The sequence below is a fragment of the Cryobacterium mannosilyticum genome, from assembly GCF_004402705.1.
In the GTDB taxonomy this organism is placed as follows: domain Bacteria; phylum Actinomycetota; class Actinomycetes; order Actinomycetales; family Microbacteriaceae; genus Cryobacterium; species Cryobacterium mannosilyticum.
The window spans coordinates 45,617-70,969 of record NZ_SOFM01000009.1 but is presented as its reverse complement, the minus strand read 5'-3'; the positions used below and the strand labels follow the sequence as shown (position 1 = coordinate 70,969).

Annotated in this window: 20 protein-coding genes; 7 read left to right on the top strand and 13 right to left on the bottom strand. The window is 70.1% G+C overall.

Annotated elements, in window-relative coordinates:
- Positions 1-84: 84 nt before the first annotated feature.
- Entirely contained in the window at positions 85-288 is a 204-nt protein-coding gene (locus tag E3O32_RS17855) for a hypothetical protein (protein ID WP_134507073.1), read from the bottom strand.
- Between the two features lie 153 nt (positions 289-441).
- On the opposite strand from E3O32_RS17855, the gene E3O32_RS03535 reads away from it, so the two are divergent.
- Positions 442-1,377, top strand: a complete 936-nt coding sequence (locus E3O32_RS03535) for a DNA-3-methyladenine glycosylase family protein (RefSeq protein WP_174776479.1) — start codon at positions 442-444, stop codon at positions 1,375-1,377.
- Positions 1,378-1,417: 40 nt separating this feature from the next.
- Here E3O32_RS03535 and E3O32_RS03530 read toward each other — a convergent pair whose 3' ends face one another.
- From E3O32_RS03530 to E3O32_RS03495, 8 genes are all read right to left on the bottom strand, one after another.
- Complete coding sequence (locus E3O32_RS03530) at positions 1,418-2,446, bottom strand: HNH endonuclease signature motif containing protein (protein ID WP_134507071.1); 1,029 nt, start codon at positions 2,444-2,446, stop codon at positions 1,418-1,420.
- A gap of 3 nt (positions 2,447-2,449) precedes the next feature.
- Entirely contained in the window at positions 2,450-2,725 is a 276-nt protein-coding gene (locus tag E3O32_RS03525; protein ID WP_134507069.1) for a hypothetical protein, read from the bottom strand.
- Positions 2,726-2,907: 182 nt separating this feature from the next.
- Positions 2,908-4,011, bottom strand: a complete 1,104-nt coding sequence (locus tag E3O32_RS03520) for a VIT1/CCC1 transporter family protein (RefSeq protein ID WP_134507067.1) — start codon at positions 4,009-4,011, stop codon at positions 2,908-2,910.
- The gene (locus tag E3O32_RS03515) at positions 4,008-4,307 is read right to left on the bottom strand and encodes a hypothetical protein (RefSeq protein ID WP_134507065.1); all 300 of its coding nucleotides are present in this window, start codon (positions 4,305-4,307) and stop codon (positions 4,008-4,010) included. The genes E3O32_RS03520 and E3O32_RS03515 overlap by 4 nt, the downstream gene beginning before the upstream one ends.
- Positions 4,307-5,812 carry an Asp-tRNA(Asn)/Glu-tRNA(Gln) amidotransferase subunit GatB gene (gatB, locus tag E3O32_RS03510; RefSeq protein ID WP_134507063.1) on the bottom strand — a complete coding sequence of 502 codons (1,506 nt, stop codon included), beginning with the start codon at positions 5,810-5,812 and terminating at the stop codon, positions 4,307-4,309. Before gatB ends, E3O32_RS03515 begins: the two co-directional genes overlap by 1 nt.
- Positions 5,812-7,359, bottom strand: coding sequence for an Asp-tRNA(Asn)/Glu-tRNA(Gln) amidotransferase subunit GatA (gatA, locus tag E3O32_RS03505; RefSeq protein ID WP_134507061.1), 1,548 nt, complete (start codon positions 7,357-7,359; stop codon positions 5,812-5,814). The genes gatB and gatA overlap by 1 nt, the downstream gene beginning before the upstream one ends.
- A 2-nt stretch (positions 7,360-7,361) precedes the next feature.
- Complete coding sequence (gene gatC / locus E3O32_RS03500; protein ID WP_134507059.1) at positions 7,362-7,658, bottom strand: Asp-tRNA(Asn)/Glu-tRNA(Gln) amidotransferase subunit GatC; 297 nt, start codon at positions 7,656-7,658, stop codon at positions 7,362-7,364.
- A 36-nt stretch (positions 7,659-7,694) separates the two neighbouring features.
- Positions 7,695-9,041 (bottom strand): alpha/beta hydrolase, encoded by a 1,347-nt coding sequence (locus E3O32_RS03495; protein ID WP_134507057.1) that lies wholly within the window; start codon positions 9,039-9,041, stop codon positions 7,695-7,697.
- A gap of 250 nt (positions 9,042-9,291) precedes the next feature.
- Between E3O32_RS03495 and E3O32_RS03490 the strand changes: the two genes are divergently transcribed.
- Positions 9,292-9,816: a PadR family transcriptional regulator gene (locus E3O32_RS03490; RefSeq protein ID WP_134507055.1), complete on the top strand. Its 525-nt coding sequence runs from the start codon at positions 9,292-9,294 to the stop codon at positions 9,814-9,816.
- Positions 9,813-10,577, top strand: coding sequence for an alpha/beta fold hydrolase (locus tag E3O32_RS03485; protein ID WP_134507053.1), 765 nt, complete (start codon positions 9,813-9,815; stop codon positions 10,575-10,577). The genes E3O32_RS03490 and E3O32_RS03485 overlap by 4 nt, the downstream gene beginning before the upstream one ends.
- 1 nt (position 10,578) lies before the next feature.
- On the opposite strand, the gene ligA is transcribed toward E3O32_RS03485, so the two are convergent.
- From ligA to E3O32_RS03470, 3 genes are all read right to left on the bottom strand, one after another.
- Positions 10,579-12,867: an NAD-dependent DNA ligase LigA gene (gene ligA, locus E3O32_RS03480; RefSeq protein ID WP_134507052.1), complete on the bottom strand. Its 2,289-nt coding sequence runs from the start codon at positions 12,865-12,867 to the stop codon at positions 10,579-10,581.
- Positions 12,860-14,020 (bottom strand): tRNA 2-thiouridine(34) synthase MnmA, encoded by a 1,161-nt coding sequence (gene mnmA / locus E3O32_RS03475; RefSeq protein WP_134507212.1) that lies wholly within the window; start codon positions 14,018-14,020, stop codon positions 12,860-12,862. Before mnmA ends, ligA begins: the two co-directional genes overlap by 8 nt.
- 219 nt (positions 14,021-14,239) lie before the next feature.
- Positions 14,240-15,427 carry a cysteine desulfurase family protein gene (locus tag E3O32_RS03470; protein ID WP_134507050.1) on the bottom strand — a complete coding sequence of 396 codons (1,188 nt, stop codon included), beginning with the start codon at positions 15,425-15,427 and terminating at the stop codon, positions 14,240-14,242.
- Between the two features lie 82 nt (positions 15,428-15,509).
- Between E3O32_RS03470 and glgX the strand changes: the two genes are divergently transcribed.
- Both glgX and ybaK read left to right on the top strand, forming a co-directional pair.
- Complete coding sequence (gene glgX / locus E3O32_RS03465; protein WP_134507048.1) at positions 15,510-17,552, top strand: glycogen debranching protein GlgX; 2,043 nt, start codon at positions 15,510-15,512, stop codon at positions 17,550-17,552.
- A 23-nt stretch (positions 17,553-17,575) separates the two neighbouring features.
- A complete protein-coding gene (gene ybaK / locus E3O32_RS03460) occupies positions 17,576-18,070 on the top strand; it encodes a Cys-tRNA(Pro) deacylase (RefSeq protein WP_134507046.1) in 495 nt (164 codons plus the stop codon).
- A gap of 15 nt (positions 18,071-18,085) precedes the next feature.
- Here ybaK and glgP read toward each other — a convergent pair whose 3' ends face one another.
- Entirely contained in the window at positions 18,086-20,671 is a 2,586-nt protein-coding gene (gene glgP, locus E3O32_RS03455; protein ID WP_134507044.1) for an alpha-glucan family phosphorylase, read from the bottom strand.
- Positions 20,672-20,914: 243 nt separating this feature from the next.
- Here glgP and E3O32_RS03450 point away from each other — a divergent pair, with 243 nt between their 5' ends.
- Both E3O32_RS03450 and glgB read left to right on the top strand, forming a co-directional pair.
- Positions 20,915-22,885 carry a maltotransferase domain-containing protein gene (locus E3O32_RS03450; protein ID WP_420898089.1) on the top strand — a complete coding sequence of 657 codons (1,971 nt, stop codon included), beginning with the start codon at positions 20,915-20,917 and terminating at the stop codon, positions 22,883-22,885.
- A complete protein-coding gene (gene glgB, locus E3O32_RS03445) occupies positions 22,882-25,275 on the top strand; it encodes a 1,4-alpha-glucan branching protein GlgB (protein WP_134507042.1) in 2,394 nt (797 codons plus the stop codon). The genes E3O32_RS03450 and glgB overlap by 4 nt, the downstream gene beginning before the upstream one ends.
- The last annotated feature ends 78 nt before the right edge of the window (positions 25,276-25,353 follow it).

Here is a 25,353-nt window from a genome sequence, read left to right as displayed (position 1 = left end):
GTGCGGTGTCCCTGGAGGCGCAGGGCCATGGACGATTCTACAAGGGCGGCCTCCGGCCGGGTGCCCCCACCCGGGAGTCGAGGCTCAGGGTCTGGCCGGTCGCGACGGCTGCGACCAGGATGGGCAGACCGGGCTGTCGCCCGCGCGGGCACCGACCAGGGTGAACAGGTTCCAGAGCGCGAAGATGCCGAGCCCGGCCACCCAGAACCCGCGCTTCTGCTCGACCAGATCGGCCTGACCGGTGCTCGTGGCCAGGGCCTCGTCGGCACCGGTCCATGCTACGGGCACCCGGCCACGGCCGACCCGCCGCGCAGCCGGCCGAAGGCGTACACTTTTGCGAAACGATCGCTCCGATCAAGACGCTTCTGCCCGGCGTCTGCCCGAGTGCACGCTCGCCCCTGCGGCACGCCGGGAGTCGGATCGCTACGCCCGACGAGGACGATGACTCTCCCACCCACGATTTCCCCGGATGCCGCCTCCACCTGGCACCCCGGGCATCCGACCGACGTCGCCCTCACCCTCGCCCACCTGCGGCGCGGCCGCGCCGACCCGACCTATCAGGTCGCCGCCGACGGGTCGCTGTGGCGCACCACACTCACCGTCGACGGACCGGCCTCGCTGCGGTTCGCGCAGTCGGACCTGCACACCATCACCTGCCAGGCCTGGGGCGCCGGCGCCCGGGCCGCGATCGACGCGGCACCCGCGATGGTCGGGCGGGATGATGACCCGGCCGGGTTCTGCCCCGCCCATCCGGTACTCGACGGCGCGCACCGGCGGCATCCGGGCCTGCGCATCCCGAAGACGGGACGGGTGATGGAGGCGCTGATCCCGGCGATCCTCGAGCAGCGGGTCATCGCCGTGCAGGCGACCGCATCGTGGCGGCGGTTGGTGCACGCGTACGGCACGCCGGCCCCCGGCCCCACCCCCGGTCCCATGATGGTCGTGCCGACCCTGCGCGCCTGGCAGCTGATCCCGTCCTGGGAATGGCACAAGGCCGGCGTCGATCCTCAACGGTCACGGACCGTGATGGCTGTCCTGGCCGTGGCGCGGCAGCTGGAGCGCTGTGTGGAGCTGTCCCCGGAAGAGGCGGCGTCCAGGCTCCGATCGGTGCCGGGCGTGGGTGTCTGGACGGCAGCGGAGGTCGCCCAGCGGGCCCTCGGCGACGCGGATGCGCTCTCGGTCGGCGACTACCACCTGGCCGGGTTCATCGGGCATGCCCTGTTCGACGTGGAGTTCGACGACCGGCAGCTGGTGGCCGCCATGGAGCAGTGGCGGCCGCACCGCTTCCGGGTGGTGCGGCTGCTGGAGAACAGCGGCGTGGCCGGGAAGCCCCGGCGCGGGCCGCGGATGCCGTTCGTCGACCACCGCGCGCACTGATCGGGAGTCGCCGATCAGGTGGCTGCCGCCGGACCGTGAGTCAGAATGGCGGGTCGTCGGGGAGGTCTGACGCTGCGGCTGTCGGTGGTCCGACTGGCGGCGGGCCGGCTTTCGGTGGCCCGGTGGGGAGCACGGTCGGCAGTATCGTGGCGGGTTCGGTGATGAACTCCCGCCCGGTCGGGGAGGTCCAGGTGAGGATGCCGCCGGGTTGCTGGGCGACGCTCCACCGGGTTTGGGTTTTCAGGGCGTGGTTGGGTTTGCAGAGGTGGGCGAGGTTGTCGTGCGCGGTCTCGCCGAGCAGCCCCCAGTCATGGGAGTGATCAAGTTCGGCACCCCTTGCTGGCCGGTTGCAGCCTGGAAACCGGCAGGTTTCATCGCGGAGGCGGAGGAAGCGGCGCATCGCCTTGGGCGTTTTGTATCGGTCCCTCCCGACGGAGAGGATCACCCCGGTCTCGGGGTGGGTGAGCAACCGGGTGATGCTCGGCGCCTTCGACGCCAGGTCCCGCGCCGTGTCCGGGTCAATTGGCCCATACCCTTCCAAATACCCGGGTTCCTCGCTGTGCCCGAGGAGTGTCAGCACCGGCACCGTCACCTGCACGGTCGCTTTGACGCCGGTGCCGACGCCGGTCGGGGTGACCCCGTGGATCAACAGGTCGCTGAGCACATCCGTGCGCACCTGGGTGAGCGTGCGCGTCTCGTCGGGGCTTTGGAGGCTGGCGGCGAGGTCGTTGGCCCGGTGGAAGATCGCCTGCACCAGCTCGGCCCCTGTCGTCAGATACAGGGTGGCCATCCCGTCGTACTCGGGGGTCACCCCGCTGGTGCGGTCCGTGATCGACCTCGCCCGCCGCGCCGTGATCGTCTCCGGATGCAACCGTTCCCGCAGCAGCCGGGCCTTGTGCTTGAGCTTGGCCACCGTCAGATGCTCCGCCGAGGGCAGCAGGGCCTGTTCGAACGCGGCCAAACCCTCGACCGGGATCGACCAGGACTGCTGGACGATCGCCTGCGCATGCCGATAACTGATCCGCCCCTCCGCCAACGCGGCCCGGGTGGCGGGGAGGTCCTCGGCCAACGCCTAGCTCTCGGCGAGGAGGGTCTCCGCCGTGCGTTCCGGGATCCGCAGCGTGGCGGCGAGTTCGCTGGAGAGTTCCCGCTGCGCGATCTCCTCGCGACTCCACCGGGACTGCAGGCTGAGCGGAATCGACCCGGCCTGCGCGGCGCTGAACCGGCGGGCCCGGTCGACCGCCTCGGCCCGCACGGCAAAGCACCGGGCGATCGCCTTGTCCGCTGCCGCGACCGCGTCAAAGAGCAGTCCGAGCTGCTGTTGGGTGGTGCTCACCAGGGTGGCCATACGAGCACACTACGACCAGCCACCGACATTCCCCGGCCCCCAACCGGCCCCACACCAGGGTGTGGATAACCTGATCACACCCGCATTGTGGAGGAGAGGCCGGGGTGATACCGACAGGCTCCATCACCGGGGCGGCGGGCAGGCCGTCAGGGGTTTTGAACGAGCTCCATCACCGACGGCGATCAGGCCATCGACGTGCCGAAGAGCAATCCGAGCAGGTAGGTGACGCCGGCGGCGCCGAATCCGATCAGCAGCTGTCGGAGGGCTCGTCTCAGAGGCGGTCCGCCGGAGAGCAGCCCGACGATTGCGCCGGTGGCCAGCAGGGCGAGGCCGACGAGCACGGCGGCCACGATGATCGCCGCGGGCCCGCTGAGCCCGAACAGGTAGGGCAGGACGGGCAGGATCGCCCCGGAGGCGAAGAAACAGAAACTCGACGTGGCCGCGCCGAGGCCGGTGCCGATCGCCTCGTGCTCGTCGACCGCGGGCGAGAGCCCGCCCCGGGGAGCGACGTCGACCGGACCGGTGGCGATGGCCACCGTGCGCAGCACCTCCCGGGCGTGCACCTCGGCCCGCTCCGGGCTCATTCCCTGCGCTCGGTAGACCAGGGTCAGTTCGTTGGCCGCAAGGTCGAGGTGGGACAAAACCGTTCGGGTCGCCGGGTTCGGGGTGGATGCCTCGAGCAGTTCCCGCTGGGAGCGCACGGACACGTATTCCCCGGCTCCCATCGACAGGGCGCCGGCGAGCAGCCCGGCGATGCCGGTGAACAGGATTGTGGACGTCGGAACCCCGGTGGCTCCGATTCCGAGCACCAGTGCCAGGTTGCTCACCAAGCCGTCGTTGATGCCGAAGACCGCGGCACGGAAGGTTCCGGCCAGACGCTGGCGACCGCGGGCCGCGAGCCCGCGCACGACCTCCTCGTGGATGCGTTCGTCCGCGGCCATCGTACTGGTGGCATCCGCGTCGTCGTCGTAGGGCGAACGGGACTCGGCCCGCTGGGCCAGGGCGAGCACGAACACCGAGCCGAACCGGCGGGCCAGGAACCCCAGGAAGCGGGTGCGCATGGCGCCGCGCCGGGGCGTCCCGGCCTGGTCTCCGAGAAGGCCGCGCCAGTGCGCTTCGTGGCGGCCCTCCGCCTCGGCGAGGGCGAGCAGGATTTCCTTCTCCTCGCCGGTGCGGCGCGCGGCCAGGTCGCGGTAGACCGCGGCCTCGGCCTGCTCGTCGGCCAGGTACTGTCGCCAGCGACGGATGTCCGCCGCGCCGGCCGGGCGCTCGTGGGTCACGCTCATGCTTCCGGCGCCGCTTCGAGGTGACTCTGGGTCACCCGGGCGGACTCGTGCGGGCCCGACCCGTCGAGGCCGTAGAACGGTTCGTCGAATTGCACGACCCAGACCGCCTCGCGCAGGGTCACCGGGGCGTAGAGCGCGGCACCTTCCATGTCCCCACCGGCCACGATCACCCCGCTCGGGTCCGGCGCGTGGGAATCCGGGTAGTTGCCGCGGTCGAGCCGCACCACGACCTGGACCCCCACGCCGAACCCGGTTCGCCCGGGTTCGGCCGGCCGTTGCTTCTTCCCGAATGCCATTACTCCGCCGTTCCGGCTCTCTCCAGCACGAGCTCGCGCACCCGGGCGGCATCCGCCTGTCCGCGCATGGCCTTCATCACGGCACCGATCACGGCGCCGGCGGCCTGTACCTTGCCGTCGCGGATCTTCGCGAGCACGTCGGGCTGCGCGGCCAGGGCCTCGTCGATCGCCGCGATGAGCGCGCCGTCGTCCGACACGACCGCGAGACCGCGCAGCTCGACGACCTGGAGCGGGGTGCCCTCGCCGGCGATGACGCCCTCGAGCACCTGGCGGGCCAGGCGGTCGGTGAGCGTTCCGGCCACGACGAGTTCGATCAGCGCGGCAACCTGAACGGGGTGAACGAGGGAGTCGGCGGCCACGCCGGCCACGTTCGCGAGCCTGGCCACCTCACCGGTCCACCACTTGCGGGCGGCCTGGGCTGCCGATCCGGCGGCGATGGTGGCCTCGACGGCGTCGAGCAGGTCGGAGTTGACGACGTCCTGGAACTCCAGGTTCGCGAAACCCCAATCGGCCTGGAGCCGCTTGCGGCGGGCGGCCGGGGGCTCCGGCAGGGTCGCACGGAGCTCCTCGACCCATTCCCGCGACGGCGCGACGGGCACGAGGTCGGGCTCGGGGAAGTAGCGGTAGTCGTCGGCATCCGACTTGGGCCGGCCGGCCGAGGTGATGCCGGTGTCCTCGTGCCAGTGCCGGGTCTCCTGGGTGATCGTTCCGCCCGCGGCCAGCAGCGCCGCCTGGCGCTGGATCTCATAGCGCACGGCACGCTCGACCGAACGCAGGGAGTTGACATTCTTGGTCTCGGTGCGCGTGCCGAGGATGTTCGAGCCGCGCGGGCGGAGCGAGACGTTGGCGTCGCAGCGCACGTTGCCCTCCTCCATCCGGGCGTTGGAGACGCCGAGGCCCTTCACGATCTCACGGATCGCGGCGACGTAGGTGCGCCCGATCTCCGGGGAGTCGGCCTCGCCGCCCTCGATCATCTGGGTGACGATCTCGACCAACGGCACGCCGCCGCGGTTGTAGTCGACCAGCGAGTAGTCGGCACCCTGGATGCGACCGGTTGCCCCACCCACGTGGGTGAGTTTGCCGGCGTCGTCCTCCATGTGCGCGCGCTCGATGTCGACCGTGACCAGGCGTCCGCTTTCGAGTTCGATGGTGAGCTGACCGTTGAACGCGATCGGCTCGTCGTACTGCGAGGTCTGGAAGTTCTTCGCGGTGTCCGGGTAGAAGTAGTTCTTGCGGGCGAAGCGGGAGTACTCCGCGATCTCGCAGCCGAGGGCGAGGCCCAGGCGGATGCTCGACTCGATCGCCTTCGCGTTCACCTGCGGGAGCCCGCCCGGCAGGCCGAGGCAGGTCGGGCAGGTGTTCGTGTTGGCACCCTGGCCGAATTCGTTGGCACAGCCGCAGAACATCTTGGTCTTGGTGTTGAGTTCGACGTGCACCTCGAAGCCGAGCACCGGCTCGAACAGTTCAAGGGCCTTGTCGTAGTCCATCAGTTCGGCCTTTTTCATCAGACGACTCCCTCTTCGCTGGCGAACATTTCGGTGGGCGCGAGTTCGGGCGCCTGGCTGAGCAGGGTGTGCCCCCAGGTGGCCTCGAGCAGGCGCTCGACGGCGGCACCGAAGGTGTACAGGCGGGCATCCAGTTTCGCCGGCGCCATGATCTGCAGGCCGACGGGCAGCCCGTCCTCTGGCGCGAGCCCCATCGGAAGGCTCATTCCCGGCACGCCGGCGAGGTTCGCCGGGATGGTGGTGACGTCGTTGAGGTACATCGCCATCGGGTCGGTCATCTTCTCACCGAATTTGAAGGCCGTGGTGGGTGCGCTCGGCGACACCAGCACGTCGACCTGGGCGAAGGCCGCGTCGAAGTCGCGCTGGATGAGCGTGCGCACCTTCTGGGCGCTGCCGTAGTAGGCGTCGTAGTAGCCGGCGCTGAGGGCGTAGGTGCCGAGGATGATGCGGCGCTTGACCTCGGGACCGAAGCCGGCGTCGCGGGTGGCCGCCATCACCCGCTCACTGGTGAGAGGGCCCTCGGCCGGGTTGACCCGGATGCCGAAGCGCACCGAGTCGAACCGGGCCAGGTTGCTCGAGGCCTCCGCGGGCAGGATCAGGTAGTACGCGGCGATCGCATACTCGAAGTTGGGCGCGCTGACCTGCACGATCTCCGCTCCGGCACGGGCGAGCAGGGCGAGCGTCTCCTCGAAGCGCTGCTTGACGCCTGGCTGGATTCCCTCGCCGGCGAGCTCCTTGATCACGCCGACCCGAACGCCCTTTAGGGCGCCGTCGGCCAGTCCGGCGCGGGCGGCGGCGGCCATCGACGGCCAGGAATCGGTGAGCGAGGTCGAGTCGAGCGGGTCGTGCCCGCCGATCACATCGTGCAGCAGGGCCGCGTCGTAGACCGTGCGGGTGACGGGGCCGACCTGGTCGAGCGAGGACGCGAGCGCGATCGAGCCGTAGCGGGACACTCCGCCGTAGGTGGGCTTGACGCCGACCGAGCCGGTGACGGCAGCCGGCTGGCGGATGGAACCGCCGGTGTCACTGCCGAGGGCGAGGGGAGCCTCGAAGGAACTCACCGCGGCGGCAGAGCCGCCTCCCGACCCGCCGGGGATCCGGTCCAGGTCCCACGGGTTGTGGGTCGGACCGTACGCGGAGAACTCGGTCGACGAGCCCATCGCGAACTCGTCCATGTTGGTCTTGCCGAGGGGAATCAGCCCGGCGTCGCGCACGCGTCTGACGACGGTGGCGTCGTAGGGCGGGATCCAGCCCTCGAGGATCTTCGAGCCGGCCGTGGAGGGCATGTCCTGGGTGGCGAGCACGTCCTTGATGGCGATCGGCACCCCGGCGAGCGGGCCGAGGACCTCGCCGGCGGCGCGGCGGGCGTCGATCCGGGCCGCGGTGGCGAGGGCGGCGTCCCCGGCCACGTGCAGGAAGGCGTGCACATCGGTGTCGATGGCCGCGATGTGGTCGAGGTGGGCGCGCGTCACTTCGACGGAGCTCACCGATCGGTCGGCGAGCAGGCCGGACAGGTCGGCGGCAGACAGCTTGATCAGGTTGGTCATGGTCACTCCTCGTCCAGGATCGCGGGCACTCGGAACTTGTCGCCGTCGTGGTCGGGCGCGCCGGAGAGCGCCTGTTCGACGGTGAGCGAGGGAACGACCGTGTCGGGGCGGAAAACGTTGGTCAGCGGCATCGGATGACTGGTCGCTGGAACGTCAGGGGTGGCCACTTCGGCCACCTTCGCGACGGAATCGACGATCTGGCCGAGTTCCGTGGTGAGGCGGTTGATCTCCTCCGGGCTGAGGTCGATCCGGGCGAGGTTGGCCAAATGCGCTACCTGCTCGGCCGTGATTTCAGACATGTTGCTCCGATTATCGTCGAGGTGGATTCCCCAATTCTATTCGGAGCCGTTGGTGACCAGATCCGCGTTGTCCGTTCCGATCAGGGCCATGTTGTGCAGTGACTCGCTGCCCCGGTCGAAATAGGCGTTGTGTCCGAGCGAACCGGAGAGCCAGGTCCCGGTGAGCCGGTCGGGCGCTCCGTACACCCCCAGCGGCCGGGCGCCGTACGATTCCGCACCCGGGTCGCTGCCGAAGAAGGCGCTGTTGACCGCCGGGTCCCAGTCGGCCTTCCCCACGAACACGTTGCCGTTGGCCACGCTCAGGCTGTCGACGGACTGGATCTGGCTGCCGGGAGAACCGACCAGGACCAGCGCGTCGACTTCGAACGATCCGCGGGACAGGGCCGTGAGCGCGACCGTGGAGCCGTAGGAGTGCGCGAACACCGAGACGAAGGGCTGGTCGCCGGCACGGTCCGAGCGGATGCCCTGCGAGTACTTCTCGAGGAAGTCGGCGCCGGCGACGGCGTGGTCGAGGCCCCCGACGCTGAACAGGTCCGGGGCCTCGTAGCCGATCCAGGAGACGACGGAGATGCTCGCGGCGACCGATCCGCGGGCGCTCGCTGCCCGCTCGGCGAGGACGGCGCGCTGTTCGGCGTACAGGGTTTCCGCGGTCGCGGTCCAGTTCACGATCTGGGGTTCTACCCCGTAGTTCATGCCCGGCACGAGGTAGCTGACGAATGCGGCGGTGTCCGGGTTGCCCAGGGCGATGGCGGCCCGGCCCCCCGCCACGGTGTCGAGGAGGATCAGGGATCGCCGCGGACCCCCGTCGGTTGGGCGGAGAGCGGCCTGCACCTGGGTCAGGATGGCGCGCTCGCGCGTGGCGGCGTCCCGGGCCGCGTCGTCGAGCGTGCCCGCGAGCCGGCGGTCCACCGCGGCCAGGCTCTGGCCCAGGTAGCGGGCGTTGGCCCGCCCGCGTTCGCGGAAGGGGATCCCGTCGAGGTTGCCGACCAGCCGGGGCGCCCCGGCGAGGAGGGACGACCGCTCGGTGCCGTCCAGTCCGGTCCACCACCCGGTGACCTCGGTTGCGGCGGGGGGCACGGCCAGCAGGGAGTCGACCTGGCCGGGGAACTCGGCGACGAAGGTGGAAATGTCGCCGACGGACAGCCGGGACAGGCCGGCGAGGAGGCTGGCCCCGGACATCCGTCGCACTGATTCGAGAGCGGCGTCCGCCCCCGCGACCAGTGAGGCCGCCGGTTGCACGGAGCTGGCCGGTTGCCCGGCGACCCCTGGCTCCCCGGAGACCGCGAGGTCCAGTCGGAGCGGCGTGGACAGGATGACGGCGCCCGCCGGTGCCGGGGCGGCCGAGACCCTGGCGCTCACCGCCGGGGGCGTGAGCGAGTGCACCCCGAGGGGCTCACTGACCGTGTGGAAGGTCAGTGAGGCGGATATCAGTGCCGCCGCTAAGAGCAAACTCGGGTACGTCCCCTCACGAACACCGAGCAGTCGGTTAGCTCGACGTGAAACACAAGGCCTGCATACTCAGAGTACTGAAACGGGGGCTCGGTTGGCCGGTCGCACTTCCCCCACAAAGGGGTGTCTTTTCGTCCCAATTTGATACTTGCTAAGTCCTATATGTGCATGGTCTAATATAACCATGTCACTGAAATTCGCCATCCTCGGGGTCCTCGAGCTGAAACCGCACACGGGCTACGACCTCAAGAAGACCATCGAAGCGTCTGTCGCCCACTTCTGGTCCGCCGACCAGTCCCAGATCTACCGCACCCTGGCCCTCCTCGTCGCCGACGGTCTCGCTGAGGTGGAAGTGATCATCCAGGACGGGCGTCCGGACCGGCGCCTGCACCGGATCACCCCGACCGGCCTGACCGCCCTGCACGGATGGCTGGCCTCGCCGCTGCCCCCGGAGACCCCGCACGACGCCTTCCTGGTGCGGGTCTTCTTCGTCGGCGAACTCGGGATCCCGGCCGCGACCGCGCTGCTCCAGTCTCGCCGGGCCGAGGCGGATGCCGTCCTGTTCCGGCTCACCGCCCTGGTCGGGCAGGACAGCGGCGAACCCGTCGACCTCGCACAAAAGCTCCGCCGCGCCACCCTCCGGAACGGGATCCGCCACGCCGAGGCCGAGCTGGCCTGGCTGGCCGAAACAGTGGAGGCGCTGTCATGAACTACCCCCTCGAACACGGCGCCGAAGCGACCGACACCGACACGATCGTCTTCCTGCACGGCGGGTCCGTCGCGGCCTGGTCCTGGGAGCCCCAGGTCGCCGGCCTCCCCGGCCGCCACCTGCTCACCCCTGACCTGCCGGGCTTCGGGGCCCGCTCCGCCGAAGACTGGCGCTCACTCGCCGAAACCGCCGACGACGTCGCCGCCACCATCGCCGAGCACGCGCACGGCGGCCGCGCCCACCTGGTCGGGCTCTCCCTCGGCGGCCTCGTAGCGGTGCAGGTCATGGCGCGCCATCCCGGCCTGCTGCGCTCCTGCCTCGTCTCGGGCGTTCCCCTGGACGGCATCCACGGCCTGGCCCGCTTCGTCAACACCCTGCAACTGCGCCTCTGGGGCCGCCCCTGGTATTGGCGTGCGCAGGCGAAGGCCTTCGGACTGCCCGCGGACGCGGTGACCGTCTTCGTCGAACACGGCCTGGACATCCGGCCGGACAATGCCGCGCGGGTCTTCGAGGACGTGAACCGCGGCGGCAGCCCCGAGGGACTGGGCGGCTACCGCGGCCCGCTCCTGGCCGTGGCGGGCGAGAAGGAATCCCGGCTCGTGCGGGACAGCCTGGCGACGCTGCAGACGCTCCTGCCGCAGACTCGCACCTGGATCGCGCCGGGCATGCACCACGTGTGGAGCATCGAGGACGCGGAGTTGTTCACGCGGATGGTGGCCGGCTGGGTCGACGACGGAACCCTGCCGGCCGCCGGCCGCTGAGTCAGTCGGAGGTGCTGGACGGGGTCTCCCCCGCGCCGTCCGCCGGCGCAGCGTCTCCGAGCGCGGCAGGGCCGTGCGTCACCAGCAGGTGGAACTCGGCTGCGTCGAGGATCCGGAGGCCGAGTTGCTCGGCCTTGGCCAGCTTCGACCCGGCGCCGGGACCGGCCGCGACGAAGTCGGTGTTCTTCGACACGCTCGAGGCGGACTTACCGCCGGCAGCGATGATGGCCTCCTGGGCCTCCTCCCGGCTGTAGCCCTCGAGGGAGCCGGTGGCGACGACCGTCAGTCCACTGAGCACCCCGCCGGCCGCGGCCGCCGCGCCAGGCCCGGGATGTCCGGGCGTGGCGAACTGGACCCCGGCGCGCGTCCACTGGTCCACGATCTCGCGGTGCCAGTCGACCTCGAACCAGGCGAGGATGGCGTCCGCGATGATGCCGCCGACCCCGTCGACCTCGGCGAGCTCCTCCCGCGTGGCGGCGCGGACCAGGTCGAGGGACCCGAAGTGGTCGGCGAGGGCACGCGCGGCCACCGGGCCGACGTGACGGATGTTGAGGGCCACCAGCAGTCGCCAGAGCGGCTTGGTCCTGGCCAGTTCGATCTCGCGCAGCAGCTTGATCGCATTCGACGAGGGTTGCGGCCCGGTCATCCCCTGCTTCTTCTCCGCGGCCGACGGGTTGCGCCGGAACGGCGTGCGCAGGCGGATGGCACCGTCCTCCTCCTCGCGTGGCAGCCCGGTCTCGGCGTCCCGCACGACCACCTCGATCGGCAACAGGTCGGCCAGGGTGAGGTCGAACAGGCCGGCCTCGGTGGAGAGCGGCGGCTCGGTGGGCACCGTCGGCTGGGTCAGCGCGGCTGCGGCGACCTCGCCGAGAACCTCGATGTCCAGGGCGCCCCGCGATCCGATGTGTTCGACCCGTCCGCGCACCTGGGCGGGGCAGCTGCGCGCGTTCGGGCAGCGCAGGTCGATGTCCCCTTCCTTGGCGGGGGCGAGCGGGGTGCCGCATTCCGGGCAGTTCACGGGCATCACGAACGCGCGTTCGGTGCCGTCGCGGAGTTCGATCACCGGGCCGAGCACCTCGGGAATGACGTCGCCGGCCTTGCGCAGCACGACGGTGTCGCCGATCAGGACGCCTTTGGCCTTGACCACGTCCTGGTTGTGCAGCGTGGCCTGGCGCACCTCGGAGCCGGCGACCCGCACCTTCTCCATCACCGCGAACGGGGTGGCCCGACCGGTGCGGCCGACGCTCACGACGATGTCGAGCAGCTTGGTGTTGACCTGCTCAGGCGGGTATTTGTAGGCGATCGCCCAGCGGGGAGCCCGGCTGGTGGCGCCGAGTTCGGCGTGCAGGGCGAGTTCGTCGACCTTGATCACGATGCCGTCGATCTCGTGTGCGACGCTCGCGCGGTGCACGCCGTAGTACTCGATGAAGCTCGCCGCCTGCGCGGCGGTCGGCTCCACCGTGAAGTAGGTGCTGGTCGGCAGACCCCAGCCGTGCAGGAGCGCGTACACCTCGGATTGGGCGGCCACGGGCGGGTTCGCCCAGGCGCCGATGCCGTGCACGAGCATCCGGAGCCGGCCGAGCCTGGCCCGCATCAGCCGCAGCGGTTCCGCGGCCCTGCCTTCGGCCTTCTGGCGCAGCGAGCCCGCCGCGGCATTGCGCGGGTTCGAGAAGACCCGCTCACCGGCGGCTGCCTGCTCGGCATTGAGTTCACGGAAGGCCTCGACCGGGAAGAAGACCTCACCGCGCACCTCGATCAGGGCCGGATGGCCGGTGCTGGTCAGCTGTCGCGGGATTCCGGGGACCCAGTGGATGTTCTCGGTGACGTCTTCGCCGACCACACCGTCGCCGCGGGTCGCCGCGGTGACCAGCACGCCGCGTTCGTAGCGGAGGTTGATGGCGAGCCCGTCGATCTTGAGTTCGCAGAGGTAGTGCACGCCGCGGCCGGCGTCCCGCTCCACCTTCGCGGCCCAGTCCGCGAACTCGTCGATCGAGAAAACGTTGTCGAGGCTGAGCATGCGTTCGGCATGCTGCACCGGTGCGAACAGGCTGGTCTCGGCGCGGCCGCCGACGGTCTGGGTCGGGCTGTCCTGGCTGGCCAGCTCGGGGAATTCGCCCTCGAGCACGCCGAGGCGGTGCACCAGGGCGTCGTAGTCGGCATCGGAGATCACGACCTCGTTGCGCTCGTAGTAGGCGTCCCTGGCCGCCAGGATCCGCTGGGTGAGGTCGGCGACCTCCGCCGCGGCCCGGTGCAGGTCGGCCGGGGTTTCGGCGGTCGCGCCGTCAGGCATGTGCGGCGACGGCCGAGTCAGCGACGGGGACGGCGCTGACGGTGCGGTCGATGGTGCACTGGCCGAGCACGCGGGTGCCGAGGTAGACCACGGCGGTCTGGCCGGGCGCGACGCCGGTCAGCGGCTCAACCGGCAGGATCCGCAGTTCCACCCCGCCCGTGGTCGAACCATCGGCGGTCGAACCATCGGTCGTCGAGCCTGTCGGAACCAGCTGCGCCACCGCGGGAACCGGGTCGGCGTGGGCCCGGATCTGCACGTCGCAGTCGAAGGCGATCTCCGGGTGCTCTGGGGCGACGCCGCACCAGGTGTACTTCGTGCCGGCGATCTCTTTGATCGCGAGCGCTTCCTTGGGCCCGACGATGACCGTGTTGGTGATCGGGCGCACCTCGAGCACGAACCGCGGCTTGCCGTCGGCGGCGGGGGTGCCGATCTGGAGGCCCTTGCGCTGGCCGACCGTGAACGCGGCGGCGCCCTCGTGCCGGCCGAGGGTGTTGCCATCGCGGTCGAGGATGTCGCCGGTCGCCGGCGGCACGCGCTCGGCCAGCCAGCCGCGGGTGTCGCCGTCGGGGATGAAGCAGATGTCGTAAGAGTCGGGCTTGGTGGCCACGGAGAACCCGCGCTCGGCGGCCTCGGCGCGCACCTCGGCCTTGGACGGGGTCGCCCCGAGCGGGAACATCGAGTGCGCGAGCTGGTCCTGGGTGAGCACACCGAGCACGTAGGACTGGTCCTTGGCCCAGGCGCTGGCCCGGTGCAGCTCGCGGTTGCCGTCGGCATCCGTCAGGATCGTGGCGTAGTGCCCGGTGGCGACGGCGTCGAAGCCGAGGTCGATGGCCTTCTCGAGCAGCGCCGCGAACTTGATCCGCTCGTTGCAGCGCATGCAGGGGTTGGGGGTGCGGCCGGCGGCATATTCGGCGATGAAGTCGTCGACCACGTCGAGCTTGAACCGCTCGGAGAAGTCCCAGACGTAATAAGGGATGCCGATGATGTTGGCCGCCCGCTGGGCGTCCATCGAGTCCTCGACCGTGCAGCAGCCCCGGCTTCCGGTGCGGAGAGTGCCCGGCATCCGGCTCAGCGCCAGGTGCACGCCGACCACCTCGTGTCCCGCCTCGACCGCGCGGGCTGCGGCGACGGCGGAGTCCACCCCACCGCTCATTGCTGCCAAAACCTTCACCTGACGAGTGTAATAGGGTCGGACCGTTTGGCCAACGCGCCCGCTCCGCCGCCGCGGCGCGAGGCCGGAAGGCCTACGCGCCAATTGCGCCGCTGCGCGCCAGGCGCACCGGGCGCGCAGCGGCGCAACTGTGGCGCTCGAGCATCGGCCGAGGGCGGCGGATGCGACGGGTCAGGGACGCTCGGTCAACGGAGGCGCAGGTCAGCGGCCCGGCACGCGGTCGGCCATGCCGGCCCGGGAGGCCTGGGCGTGGGCGGCCGGCAGGGCGGCGAGCAGGGCGTCGACGTCGGCCATGGTCGAGGTGCGGCCGAGGGTGATCCGGAGGGCCCCGCGGGCCTCCACCTCGGTGCGGCCCATCGCCCGGAGCACGTGCGAGGGTTCCGGGATGCCGGCCTGGCAGGCCGAGCCGGTCGACACGGAGACGCCGGCCGCGTCGAGCAGGAACAGGAGCGAATCGCCCTCGCAGCCGGGGAAGCTGAAGTGGGCCGTTCCGGGCAGGTGGCGGGCCGGGTCGGGGTCGCCGTTGAGTTGCGACGTGGGCACCGCCTTGAGCACCCCGTCCACGACGGCCTGCCGCAGCAGGGCCACCCGCGCGTTCTCGCCTGGCAGGTCGACCCCCGCCGCGGCGGCGGCCACGGCGAAGGCCACGGCTGCCGCGACGTCCTGGGTACCGCTGCGCACCTGACGCTGTTGCCCGCCGCCGTGCACAAGCGGTTCCACCGTCGCGCGGCGGGACAGGACCAGAGCGCCGATGCCGACCGGGCCGCCGATCTTGTGCGCCGAGACGCTCACCGCGGACACTCCCCCGCGGCGCAGCGTGCGGAAGTCGATCGGGACGTGCCCGTAGGCGGCCACCGCGTCGACGTGCGCCGGGATGCCGTGGGCCGCCGCGAGCGCGGCGACCTCAGCCACGGGCTGGATCGTTCCGACCTCGTTGTTGGCGGCCAGCAGGGTGACCAGGGCGATCTCCTCGGGGTGGGCCGCGATCGCCCGGGCGACGGCGGCCGGGTCGACCCGGCCGTGCTCGTCCAGCGGCAACCAGTCGATCATTGCGCCCTCGTGCCGTTCCAGCCACTCGACGGTGTCGACGGTGGCATGGTGTTCCCCGCCGGGAACGAGGATGCGCCGCCTTGGCGCCCGGGCCCAGAACAGCCCCTTGATGCCGAGGTTGACGGACTCGGTGCCGCCGGCCGTGAAGACGACCTCGATCGGGTCGCAGCCCACACTGGCCGCGACGGTTTCGCGGGCTTCCTCGAGCATCCGTTTCTTGAGCTGGCCCTGACTGTGGATCGACGCGGGGTTGCCGACGACCGTCATCGCTTCGGTGAACGCCGCGATGGCGCCGGGGAGCATCGGTGTTGTCGCGGCGTGGTCCAGGTAGACCGACATGGGGATCCTCTGCAGGTTTTCGGGCGTCGGCAGGTCTGATTGTGGTCAAAACCGACCGTCTGTACTCATTACTCTAGAACCCATGACTTCCGGTGATCCCCTGCGCAACCTCGGCGTCCGGTTGGGGGCCAACGGCGGCGAGCTGCGGGTGTGGTCGAAGAACGCCGACTCCATGGAACTGTGCATTTTCGACGAGACCGATCCCAACTGGATCGTCAAGACCGTCCCCATGACCAGGGACACCAACGACGTCTGGTTCGGGCGGTCCCGTACCCTCTCCCCCGGCCGTCGCTATGGCATCCGGGTCTCCGGTCCCGCCTCGGCGAGGAACTCGTTCCACCCGGAGAAGACACTGATCGAACCGTATTCCCGGGGCCTCGTGCGGGTCGGCCCCGACCAGTGGCAGTCCTCCGTCGTGGACGGCGGCTTCGACTGGGCCGGGTCGGTCAAACCGAAGATCGCCCTCGACCACACGGTCGTCTATGAAGCCCACGTTCGCGGCCTCAGCAAGCTCAACCCGGCGGTCCCGGCCGACCTGCGCGGAACCTACGCCGGCCTCGCCCACGAGTCGACGATCGGGTACCTGAAGAACCTCGGTGTCACCACGGTGGAACTGCTCCCGGTGCACGCCTTCGTCTCCGAACAGCGCCTGATCAAGCAGGGCCTGACCAACTACTGGGGTTACAACACCTTCAATTTCTTCTCCCCGCACGCCGACTACGCCACCATGGCCTCCCAGTCCGCCGGCCCGGAGGCCGTGCTCCGGGAGTTCAAGGGCATGGTCAAGCTGCTGCACGAGGCCGGCCTCGAGGTCATCCTCGACGTGGTCTACAACCACACCGCCGAGGAGGGGCCGAACGGCCCGGTCAGCAGCCTGCGTGGCATCGACAACGCCACCTATTACCGCCAGAACGACGCGGGCGCGTATATCGACGTCACCGGCTGCGGCAATACCCTGAATGTGTCGCACGAGGTGCCGCACCGCCTGGTGCTCGACTCGCTGCGCTACTGGGCGAACGACGTGCAGATCGACGGCTTCCGGTTCGACCTGGCGGTGACGCTCGGCCGGGACGGCAACGTCGAATACCAGCGCGACCACCCTCTGCTGACGGCGATCCGGACCGACCCTGACCTCACCGATGTGAAGCTCATCGCCGAGCCCTGGGACATCGGGCAGGGCGGCTGGCAGACCGGCAACTTCGCCGACGGCTGGACGGAATGGAACGACCGCTACCGCGACCGGATGCGTTCGTTCTGGCTGACCGACCTCGCCGCGGCGCGCGACGGTCATGCGGGCAGCGGCATCGGCCGTTTCGCGACCCGTCTCGCCGGGTCGTCCAACACGTTTTCGCAGGAGCGCGGGCCGCTTGCCTCGCTGAACTTCATCACGGCCCATGACGGCTTCACGATGGCCGACCTCACCGCCTACAACGTCAAGCACAATGTCGGCAACGGCGAGTCGAACCGGGACGGCACCGACAGCAACAACTCGTTCAACCACGGCGTCGAGGGCCCCACCCGCAACACCACCATCCTCACGACCCGGCGGAAGGCCATGCGCAACCTGCTGGCCACCCTCCTGCTCTCGGCCGGCGTTCCGATGATCACCGCCGGCGACGAATTCGGGCGCAGCCAGCGCGGCAACAACAACGCCTACTGCCATGACAGCGAACTGACCTGGCTGAACTGGGACCTGGACGACTGGCAGGTCGACCTGCACCGGGTCAGCCGGCGCCTGCTCGAACTGCGCCGGGAGAATCCGGCACTCCGGCCGGTGCGGTTCGGTCGCCCAGGCGAAACGACCCTCAGCGCCAGCGAAATGGACTGGTACAACGCCCTGGGCGAGTCGATGTCCGAGGAGGACTGGCACTCGTCGGATGAGCGCACGCTGCAGTATCTCGCGGCCAGCACCCCGGAGCGCGAGGAGTTCAATCGGATCCTGCTGATCGTGCAGGGCCGGGAAGCGGATGTCACGGTGACGCTGCCGGTGCACACGGGGGTCGGCTCGTACACGCTGCTCTGGGACTCGAGCCACGACGACATCAGCGATGCCGTGATCGAACACGCCCCCGGAGCCCGGCTGCTCGTCCCCGGCGCGTCGATGCAGCTCTTCCGGGCCCACTAGCCGTCACCCGGGGACGACACGGCATGGGCAGGCGGGCGGATCACGGTGCGGGAACCCCCGCCACGCTCGCCCTCGAGAGGGCCGGCATCGCCTTCACCCCCCATCTGTACGATCACGACGCCCACGCGACCAACTTCGGACTCGAGGCCGCCCAGAAGCTCGGCCTCGACCCGGCCCGGGTGTTCAAGACTCTCCTCGCCGAGGCGGACGGCACCCTCGTCGTCGGCATCGTGCCGGTCACCGGCCAGCTCGATCTCAAGGCGCTGGCCGCGGCCGTCGGCGCGAAGAAGGCCGTCATGGCCGATCCGAAGACCGCGGAACGCAAGACCGGCTACGTCGTCGGCGGGATCAGCCCGATCGGGCAGAAGACCTCGTTGACGACGGTCATCGACGAGGATGCCCAGCTCTTCGACACCGTCTTCGTCTCAGGCGGCCGGCGGGGGTTCGATATCGAACTCGCCCCCGCCGACCTGGCCCGGGCATCCGGCGCGGTGTTCGCGGCGATCTCCCGAGGGTAGGCCGGCCGAGCAGGCTCAGCCGGCGACGGCGATGAGCCCCATCTCCGCCGGGCTGATCAGCAGGTCGTTGCGGGGCACGACGCGAACGGTGTAGCCGAACGCGCCGCCGCGGTCGAGCTGGACCGTGCCGGTGAACAGGGTCGCGTTGCCGGGGGCCGGGCTGCCGGTGGATTCCTGGTCCGGATCGGTCGCAGCAGAAAGGGCCAGCGTGCTGACGTCGCTGAGCTCGTCGTTGCCCAGGCTCTTCCCGTAGACGACCTCAACGGTCACGTCTCCCGGCTCCAGGCCGTTCAGGTGCACGTGCGCGCGGAGGTGCAGCGCGTCGCCGACCTGCGGCACGGTAGCGACGCCACCCGATTCGACGTGGGCCACGGCCACGCCGGGCCAGGCCGCGACGATCCGGCCCTTCCAGACGGCCAGCTCGCGGGCAGCCCGGTAGTTGTTGGCGGAGAGCCGGGCCTCGGCCTGGCCGGCCGGGCGGTAGAGCTTCTGCACGTATTCCCGCACCATCCGGCCGGCGTTCAGTTCCGGGGACAGCCCGGCGAGGGTGTGCCGGATCGATGACACCCACCGTTCGGGCACGCCGTCCGCGTTGCGGTCGTAGAACCGAGGGGCGACGTGGTGCTCGATCAGCTCGTAGAGCGCGTCGGCCTCGATCCGGTCTCGCTCGGCGGAGTCCCCGGCGGCATCCGCCGACGGGATCGCCCAGCCGTTCTTTCCGTCGTAGTACTCAGGCCACCAGCCGTCGAGGATCGACAGGTTGAGCGCACCGTTCAAGGCCGCCTTCATCCCGGACGTGCCGCAGGCCTCGAGCGGCCGGAGCGGGTTGTTGAGCCAGACGTCGGTGCCCGGGTACATCAACTGGGCCATGCCGATGTTGTAGTCCGGAAGGAAGGCGATTCTCGTGCGCAGTTCAGGATCGGCCGCGAACTGCACGACCTTCTGGATCAGGCGTTTGCCTTCTTCATCGGCGGGGTGGGACTTGCCGGCGATCACGATCTGGATCGGGTGCTCAGGGTGCAGCAGGAGGGCTCGGAGGCGTTCGGGGTCGTGCAGCATCAGGGTGAGCCGCTTGTAGGTCGGAACCCGGCGGGCGAAGCCGATGGTGAGCACGCTGGGGTCGAAGACCTTGCCGATCCAGGACGGCACGATGCCGCCCGGGTTCTGCACAAGCCAGGCCGTCGCGATCCGCCGGCGTGCGTCCTCGACGAACTGGAGGCGCATCTGGCCCCTCACCTGCCAGAGGTCGTCGTCGGAGACAGCGTCGGACGCCCAGTCGGCCTCGGAGGTGTCGCTGGTGCCGAGACGGTTCTGGGCGAGCGCGAGGAGCGCCGGGTCGGTCCACGTCGGCGCGTGCACCCCGTTGGTGATCGAGGCGATCGGCACGTCCTCCGCGTCGAAGCCCGGCCAGAGTCCCTTGAACATCCGCCGGCTGACCTCGCCGTGCAGCTTGGAGACGCCGTTGGCGCGCTGCCCGAGGCGGAGGCCCATCAGCGCCATGTTGAAGACGTCGGGCGATCCGTCCTGGTAGTTCTCGGCGCCGAGTGCGAGGAGGTCGTCGACCGCCACACCCGGAAGCAGGTCGGTCTCGAAGTAGCGGCGCACCAGGCTGCGCTCGAACCGGTCGATTCCGGCCGCGACGGGCGTGTGGGTGGTGAAGACGGTCCCGGCCCGCGCGACCTGCAGGGCCTCGGAGAAGCTGAGTCCGTCGCCGATCAGGCTGGAGATGCGTTCCAGGCCGAGGAAACCGGCGTGGCCCTCGTTGGTGTGGAACACCTCGGGGTCCGGGCGGCCGTTGAGGTTGCTCCAGAGCTTCACGGCGCGCGCGCCGCCGATGCCGAGGAGCAGTTCCTGCAGCAGGCGGTGCTCGCCGCCGCCGCCGTAGAGGCGGTCCGTGACCAGGCGCAGGTCGTCAGCGTTCTCCGGGATGTCGGTGTCGAGCATGAGCAGGCGGATCCGGCCGACCATGGCCTGCCAGACCCGGGCGTGCAGCGTGCGGTTGTCCGGCAAGGCGAGGGACACCTGCACGGCCGAGCCGTCGGCCCGGCGCAGCACCGACAGCGGCAGCCCGTCGGGGTCGAGCAGCGGGTAGCTTTCCACCTGCCACCCGTCAGGCGAGATCGCCTGGCTGAAGTAGCCGGCCCGGTAGAACAGTCCGACCCCGACCAGCGGCACGCCGAGGTCGGAGGCGCTCTTCAGGTGGTCTCCGGCGAGGATGCCCAGCCCGCCCGAATACTGGGGCAGCGCGGCCGCGATGCCGAACTCCGGGGAGAAATACGCGATCGACTCGGGCTTCTCACCCTCGAGTCCCTGGTACCAGCGCGGCTGCTCGAGGTAGTCCCTGAGGTCGGCGCGGACGGAGTTCACCCAGGACACGTAGTCGTGGTCGCGGGAGAGCGCTTCGAGCCTGGCCGGGTCGACGGACCCGAGCAGCGCCACCGGGTCGGCGCCGATCTCACGCCACAGCTCGGGGGCTATGTGCTCGAACAGCTGGCGGGTCGGCTCATGCCAGGACCAGCGCAGGTTGCCCGCCAACTCATCGAGCGCTGCAAGCGACTCGGGCAGGACGGTACGGACGGTAAATTTGCGGATCGCCTTCACGGACCCAAGCCTAGGGCCGGGATGTGTCCATTGCGTTAATGCGCACCGCACCGGGCCGACATTTCGCGCTACGGTCAGTATGTGGCTAAGACAGTAAAACGCGCAGGCGCGGCTCCTGAATCCTCCGGTACGACCCGGCCCCTCCCGAAGACCACCACGGCGGCACGGCAGACGGCAGCGGCCCCAGCGGCAGCGGCCCCAGCGACGCCGACTCACCGGACGACCCGGATCGGGCGCATCCCGATCCTGGACCTGTCCCCGCAACTGCCCGACAATCTCTGGCCGGTCAAGGCGTTCACCGGCGAGGTCGTGCCGTTCGGCGCGACGGCGTTCCGGGAGGGCCACGACCTGATCGGCGCCATGCTGCTGCTGACCAGCCCCGACGGCACGCTCACCCGTCACCCGATGAGCCCCGGCGCGCCGGGGACCGACCGGTGGGAAACCGAGGTCCTCCTGGGCAGCCAGGGGCGGTGGGAGTACCGTGTCCGCGCCTATGCGGATGAATGGGCCACCTGGCACCACAACGCTTCGGTGAAGATCCCGGCGGGAATCGATGTCGAACTCATGTTCCTGATCGGTGCCGAACTGCTCACGGCCGCCGGCACGGACAAGGGCCGGCCCGTGGCCGAACGGCGCCTGTTCACCGCCGCGGCGAAGACGCTCGGCGACGTCACCGCATCCGTCGACGCGCGCTTCACCGTCTTGTCCGATCCCAAGTTGCTGGCCGCCGTCGCCGTGCGGCCGATCACCGGCCTCGAGTCGGTCTCGGAGCCGCGCACGATCCTGGTCGAGCGCCTCCGCGCCGGGGTCGGCTCCTGGTACGAGTTCTTCCCCCGGTCCGAAGGCGCCGTGCGCCGCGAGGACGGCTCCTGGCAGAGCGGCACGTTCCGCACCGCGGCGAAGCGCCTGCCGGCCGTGGCCGCCATGGGTTTCGACGTGGTCTACCTGCCGCCGATCCACCCGATCGGCCGCGCCTTCCGAAAGGGGCCGAACAATACGCTGGGCGCCGGCCCGGACGACCCGGGATCGCCCTGGGCGATCGGCTCGGCCGAGGGCGGCCATGACGCCATCCACCCCGACCTGGGCACCCTGGCCGACTTCGCCTTCTTCCTGGACGCAGCGAAGGACAGCGGGGTGGAGATCGCGATCGATCTCGCGCTCCAGGCCTCCGCTGACCACCCGTGGGTGACCGAGCATCCGGAGTGGTTCACCACCCTCCCGGACGGGTCGATCGCCTACGCGGAGAACCCGCCGAAGAAATACCAGGACATCTACCCGATCAACTTCGACAACGACCCGGCCGGCATCCGCGCCGAGGTGTTGCGGATCGTGCGGCACTGGATCAACGTCGGGGTGAAGATCTTCCGGGTCGACAACCCGCACACCAAACCGCTGGACTTCTGGGAATGGCTGATATCCACGATCGCCGACGAGGCGCCGGACGTGTTCTTCCTGGCCGAGGCGTTCACCCGTCCGGCGCTTCTGCAGGGACTGGGCAAGGTCGGTTTCCAGCAGTCGTACACGTACTTCACCTGGCGCAACACGAAGGAGGAACTCGAGGAGTTCTTCGACGGTCTCGCCCATGAGACGGCCGATTTCGTGCGCCCGAACCTGTTCGTGAACACTCCGGACATCCTCTCCGAGTACCTGCAGTTCGGCGGCCCGGCCGCGTTCAAGATCCGTGCGGCCCTCGCCGCCACCGCCGCGCCGACCTGGGGCCTGTACAGCGGATTCGAGCTCTACGAGTCCGTGGCGCGCCCCGGCGCCGAAGAGAACATCGACAACGAGAAGTACGAGTACCGTCCGCGCGACTTCGCCGCGGCGGAGGCGCACGGCGCCTCGCTCGCGCCGTATCTCACGGTGCTGAACCGGATCCGGGCCGAACACCCGGCGCTCAGCCAGCTGCGCAACCTGGACATCCACTCCAGCGAGGACGAGGCGATCCTCGTCTACAGCAAGTTCCTCGACGCGCCGTTCACCGGCACGGGGGCTCCGGACGCCCTCCTCGTCGTCGCGAACGTCGACCCGCACTCGGTGCGGCAGACGGTGGTGCACCTGGACGTCACCCGGTTCGGCATCCCGGAGGGCGGGTCGTTCGAGGTGGAGGACCTGATCACCGGGGCCACCTGGACCTGGGCCGCCGACAACTTCGTGCGCCTCGACGCATTCACCGAACCGGTGCACATCCTGCACGTGAAGGGACCAGTCTCATGAAGCACGCCCACGAGGACCCGGCCGCCGTGACGGTCCCGCCGACGGCAACCGTCCCGCCGACGGCAACCGTCCCGCCCGCGGCGATCGTCCCGCCGACGGCAACCGTCCCGCCCAGAGCGACCGCCCCGGCCGCGAGCCCCGCCGTAGCGACGCCCACGCCGACCTCGTCCTCCTCGTCCCCCGCCGGGTCGCTCCCGACGCTCCCGGAATCGGTGCTCGAGGCCGTCGCCGAGGGCCGGTACTACAACCCGCATGAGGTCCTCGGCCAGCACCTGCTGCAGCCGTCCGGAGCCGGCGACGGCGCCGTCACCGACCCGCTCACGGTCATCCGCGCCCTGCGCCCGCTGGCCACCGAGGTCTTCGCCATCCTGTCGACCGGTGCGCACGTCGAGCTGGCGCACCTGAGCCGCGGGATCTGGCAGGGCGTCAGCACCCTCGGCCTGCAGGATTACACGCTGGAGGCGCGCTACAGTGACGCTCCGACCTGGATCGTCGACGACCCGTACCGGTTCCTGCCCACCCTCGGCGAGCTCGACCTGCACCTGATCGGCGAGGGCCGCCACGAACGCCTCTGGGACGTGCTCGGCGCGCACTACCGCTCGCACGCCGGAGCCATGGGCGAGACCACCGGGACCTCGTTCTCGGTCTGGGCCCCGCACGCCAGATCGGTGCGCGTGATCGGTGACTTCAACGGCTGGAGCGGTGTGCTGCACTCCATGCGCAACATGGGCAGCACGGGCGTCTGGGAGCTGTTCGTGCCCGGCCTCCCCGCCGGTTCCAACTACAAGTTCGAGCTCCTCACGCAGTCCGGTGACTGGGTCCGCAAGGCCGATCCGATGGCCCGGTACACCGAGGTGCCGCCGAAGACGGCGTCCGTCATCGGCGAGACGTCGTACGAGTGGGGGGATGCCGCCTGGCTCACCGCGCGCAGCGCCACCGACCAGCACGACCGACCGATGAGCATCTACGAGATGCACGTCGGGTCGTGGCGTCCCGGGCTCGGCTACCGCGACCTCGCGGACGAACTCATCTCCTACCTCGAGGAACTCGCCTACACGCACGTCGAGTTCATGCCGCTGTGCGAGCACCCCTTCGGCGGGTCCTGGGGCTACCAGGTCACCGGCTACTACGCGCCGACCAGCCGGTTCGGTCACCCCGACGACCTGCGCTACCTGATCGACCGGCTGCACCAGGCCGGGATCGGCGTGATCATGGACTGGGTTCCCGGGCACTTCCCGAAGGACGACTTCGCCCTGGCCCGATTCGACGGCCAGGCTCTCTACGAACACCCCGACCCGCGCCGCGGCGAGCAGATGGACTGGGGCACCTTCGTGTTCGACTTCGGGCAGAAGCAGGTGCGCAACTTCCTCGTCGCGAACGCGCTCTACTGGCTCGAGGAGTTCCACATCGACGGCCTGCGCGTCGACGCCGTCGCCTCCATGCTCTACCTGGACTATTCCCGGGAGGACGGCCAGTGGGAGCCGAACATCTACGGCGGAAACGAGAACCTCGAGGCGATCAGCCTGCTCCAGGAGATCACCGCCACGGCCTACAAGCGCAACCCCGGAACGGTGATGATCGCCGAGGAGTCCACGAACTGGGGCGGGGTGACCGCACCGACCTCCGGCGGCGGGCTCGGCTTCGGCTTCAAGTGGAACATGGGCTGGATGCACGACTCACTGGAGTACATGCAGGTCGACCCGATGTACCGGGCCTACCACCACAATGAGATGACCTTCTCCTTCGTCTACGCCTTCAGCGAGAACTTCCTGCTGCCGATCAGCCACGACGAGGTCGTGCACGGCAAGGGCTCCCTGGTCGCGAAGATGCCGGGCGACTCGTGGCAGCAGCTCGCGAATGTGCGCGCCTACCTGTCGTTCATGTGGGCCCACCCGGGCAAACAGCTGCTCTTCATGGGCCAGGAATTCGGACAGCGGTCGGAGTGGAGCGAGTCGCGCGGCCTCGACTGGTGGATGCTGGACCAGCCCGCGCACCGCGGGCTGTTCACCCTTGTCGGTGCCCTCAACCGCACCTACCGGGACACTGCGAGCCTGTGGGCGCGCGACAACGACCCGGGCGGCTTCGAGCTGCTCGACGGCGGAGCCGCCGCCCAGAACGTGATCTCGTTCCTGCGCTGGGACAACGACGGCAATCCCGTCGCCTGCCTGTTCAACTTCTCCGGGCAGCCGCACACCGGCTACCGGGTCGGCCTGCCGTTCGCCGGGGTATGGGACGAGATCGTCAACACGGACGCGGGGATCTTCGGCGGCTCCGGCGTGGGCAACCTCGGTGCCGTGGACGCGGTCGCCGAGCCCTGGGCCGGCCGGCCGGCATCCGCGACCCTCACCCTGCCGCCGCTCGCCGGCCTCTGGTTGCGCCTGCGTCGCTGACCTGCCGCCCACCGCGTGAGAGCGCAGAATCGGCCCCTTCAGTTCTTCGGAAGGGGCCGATTCCGCACTCTCGCGGAG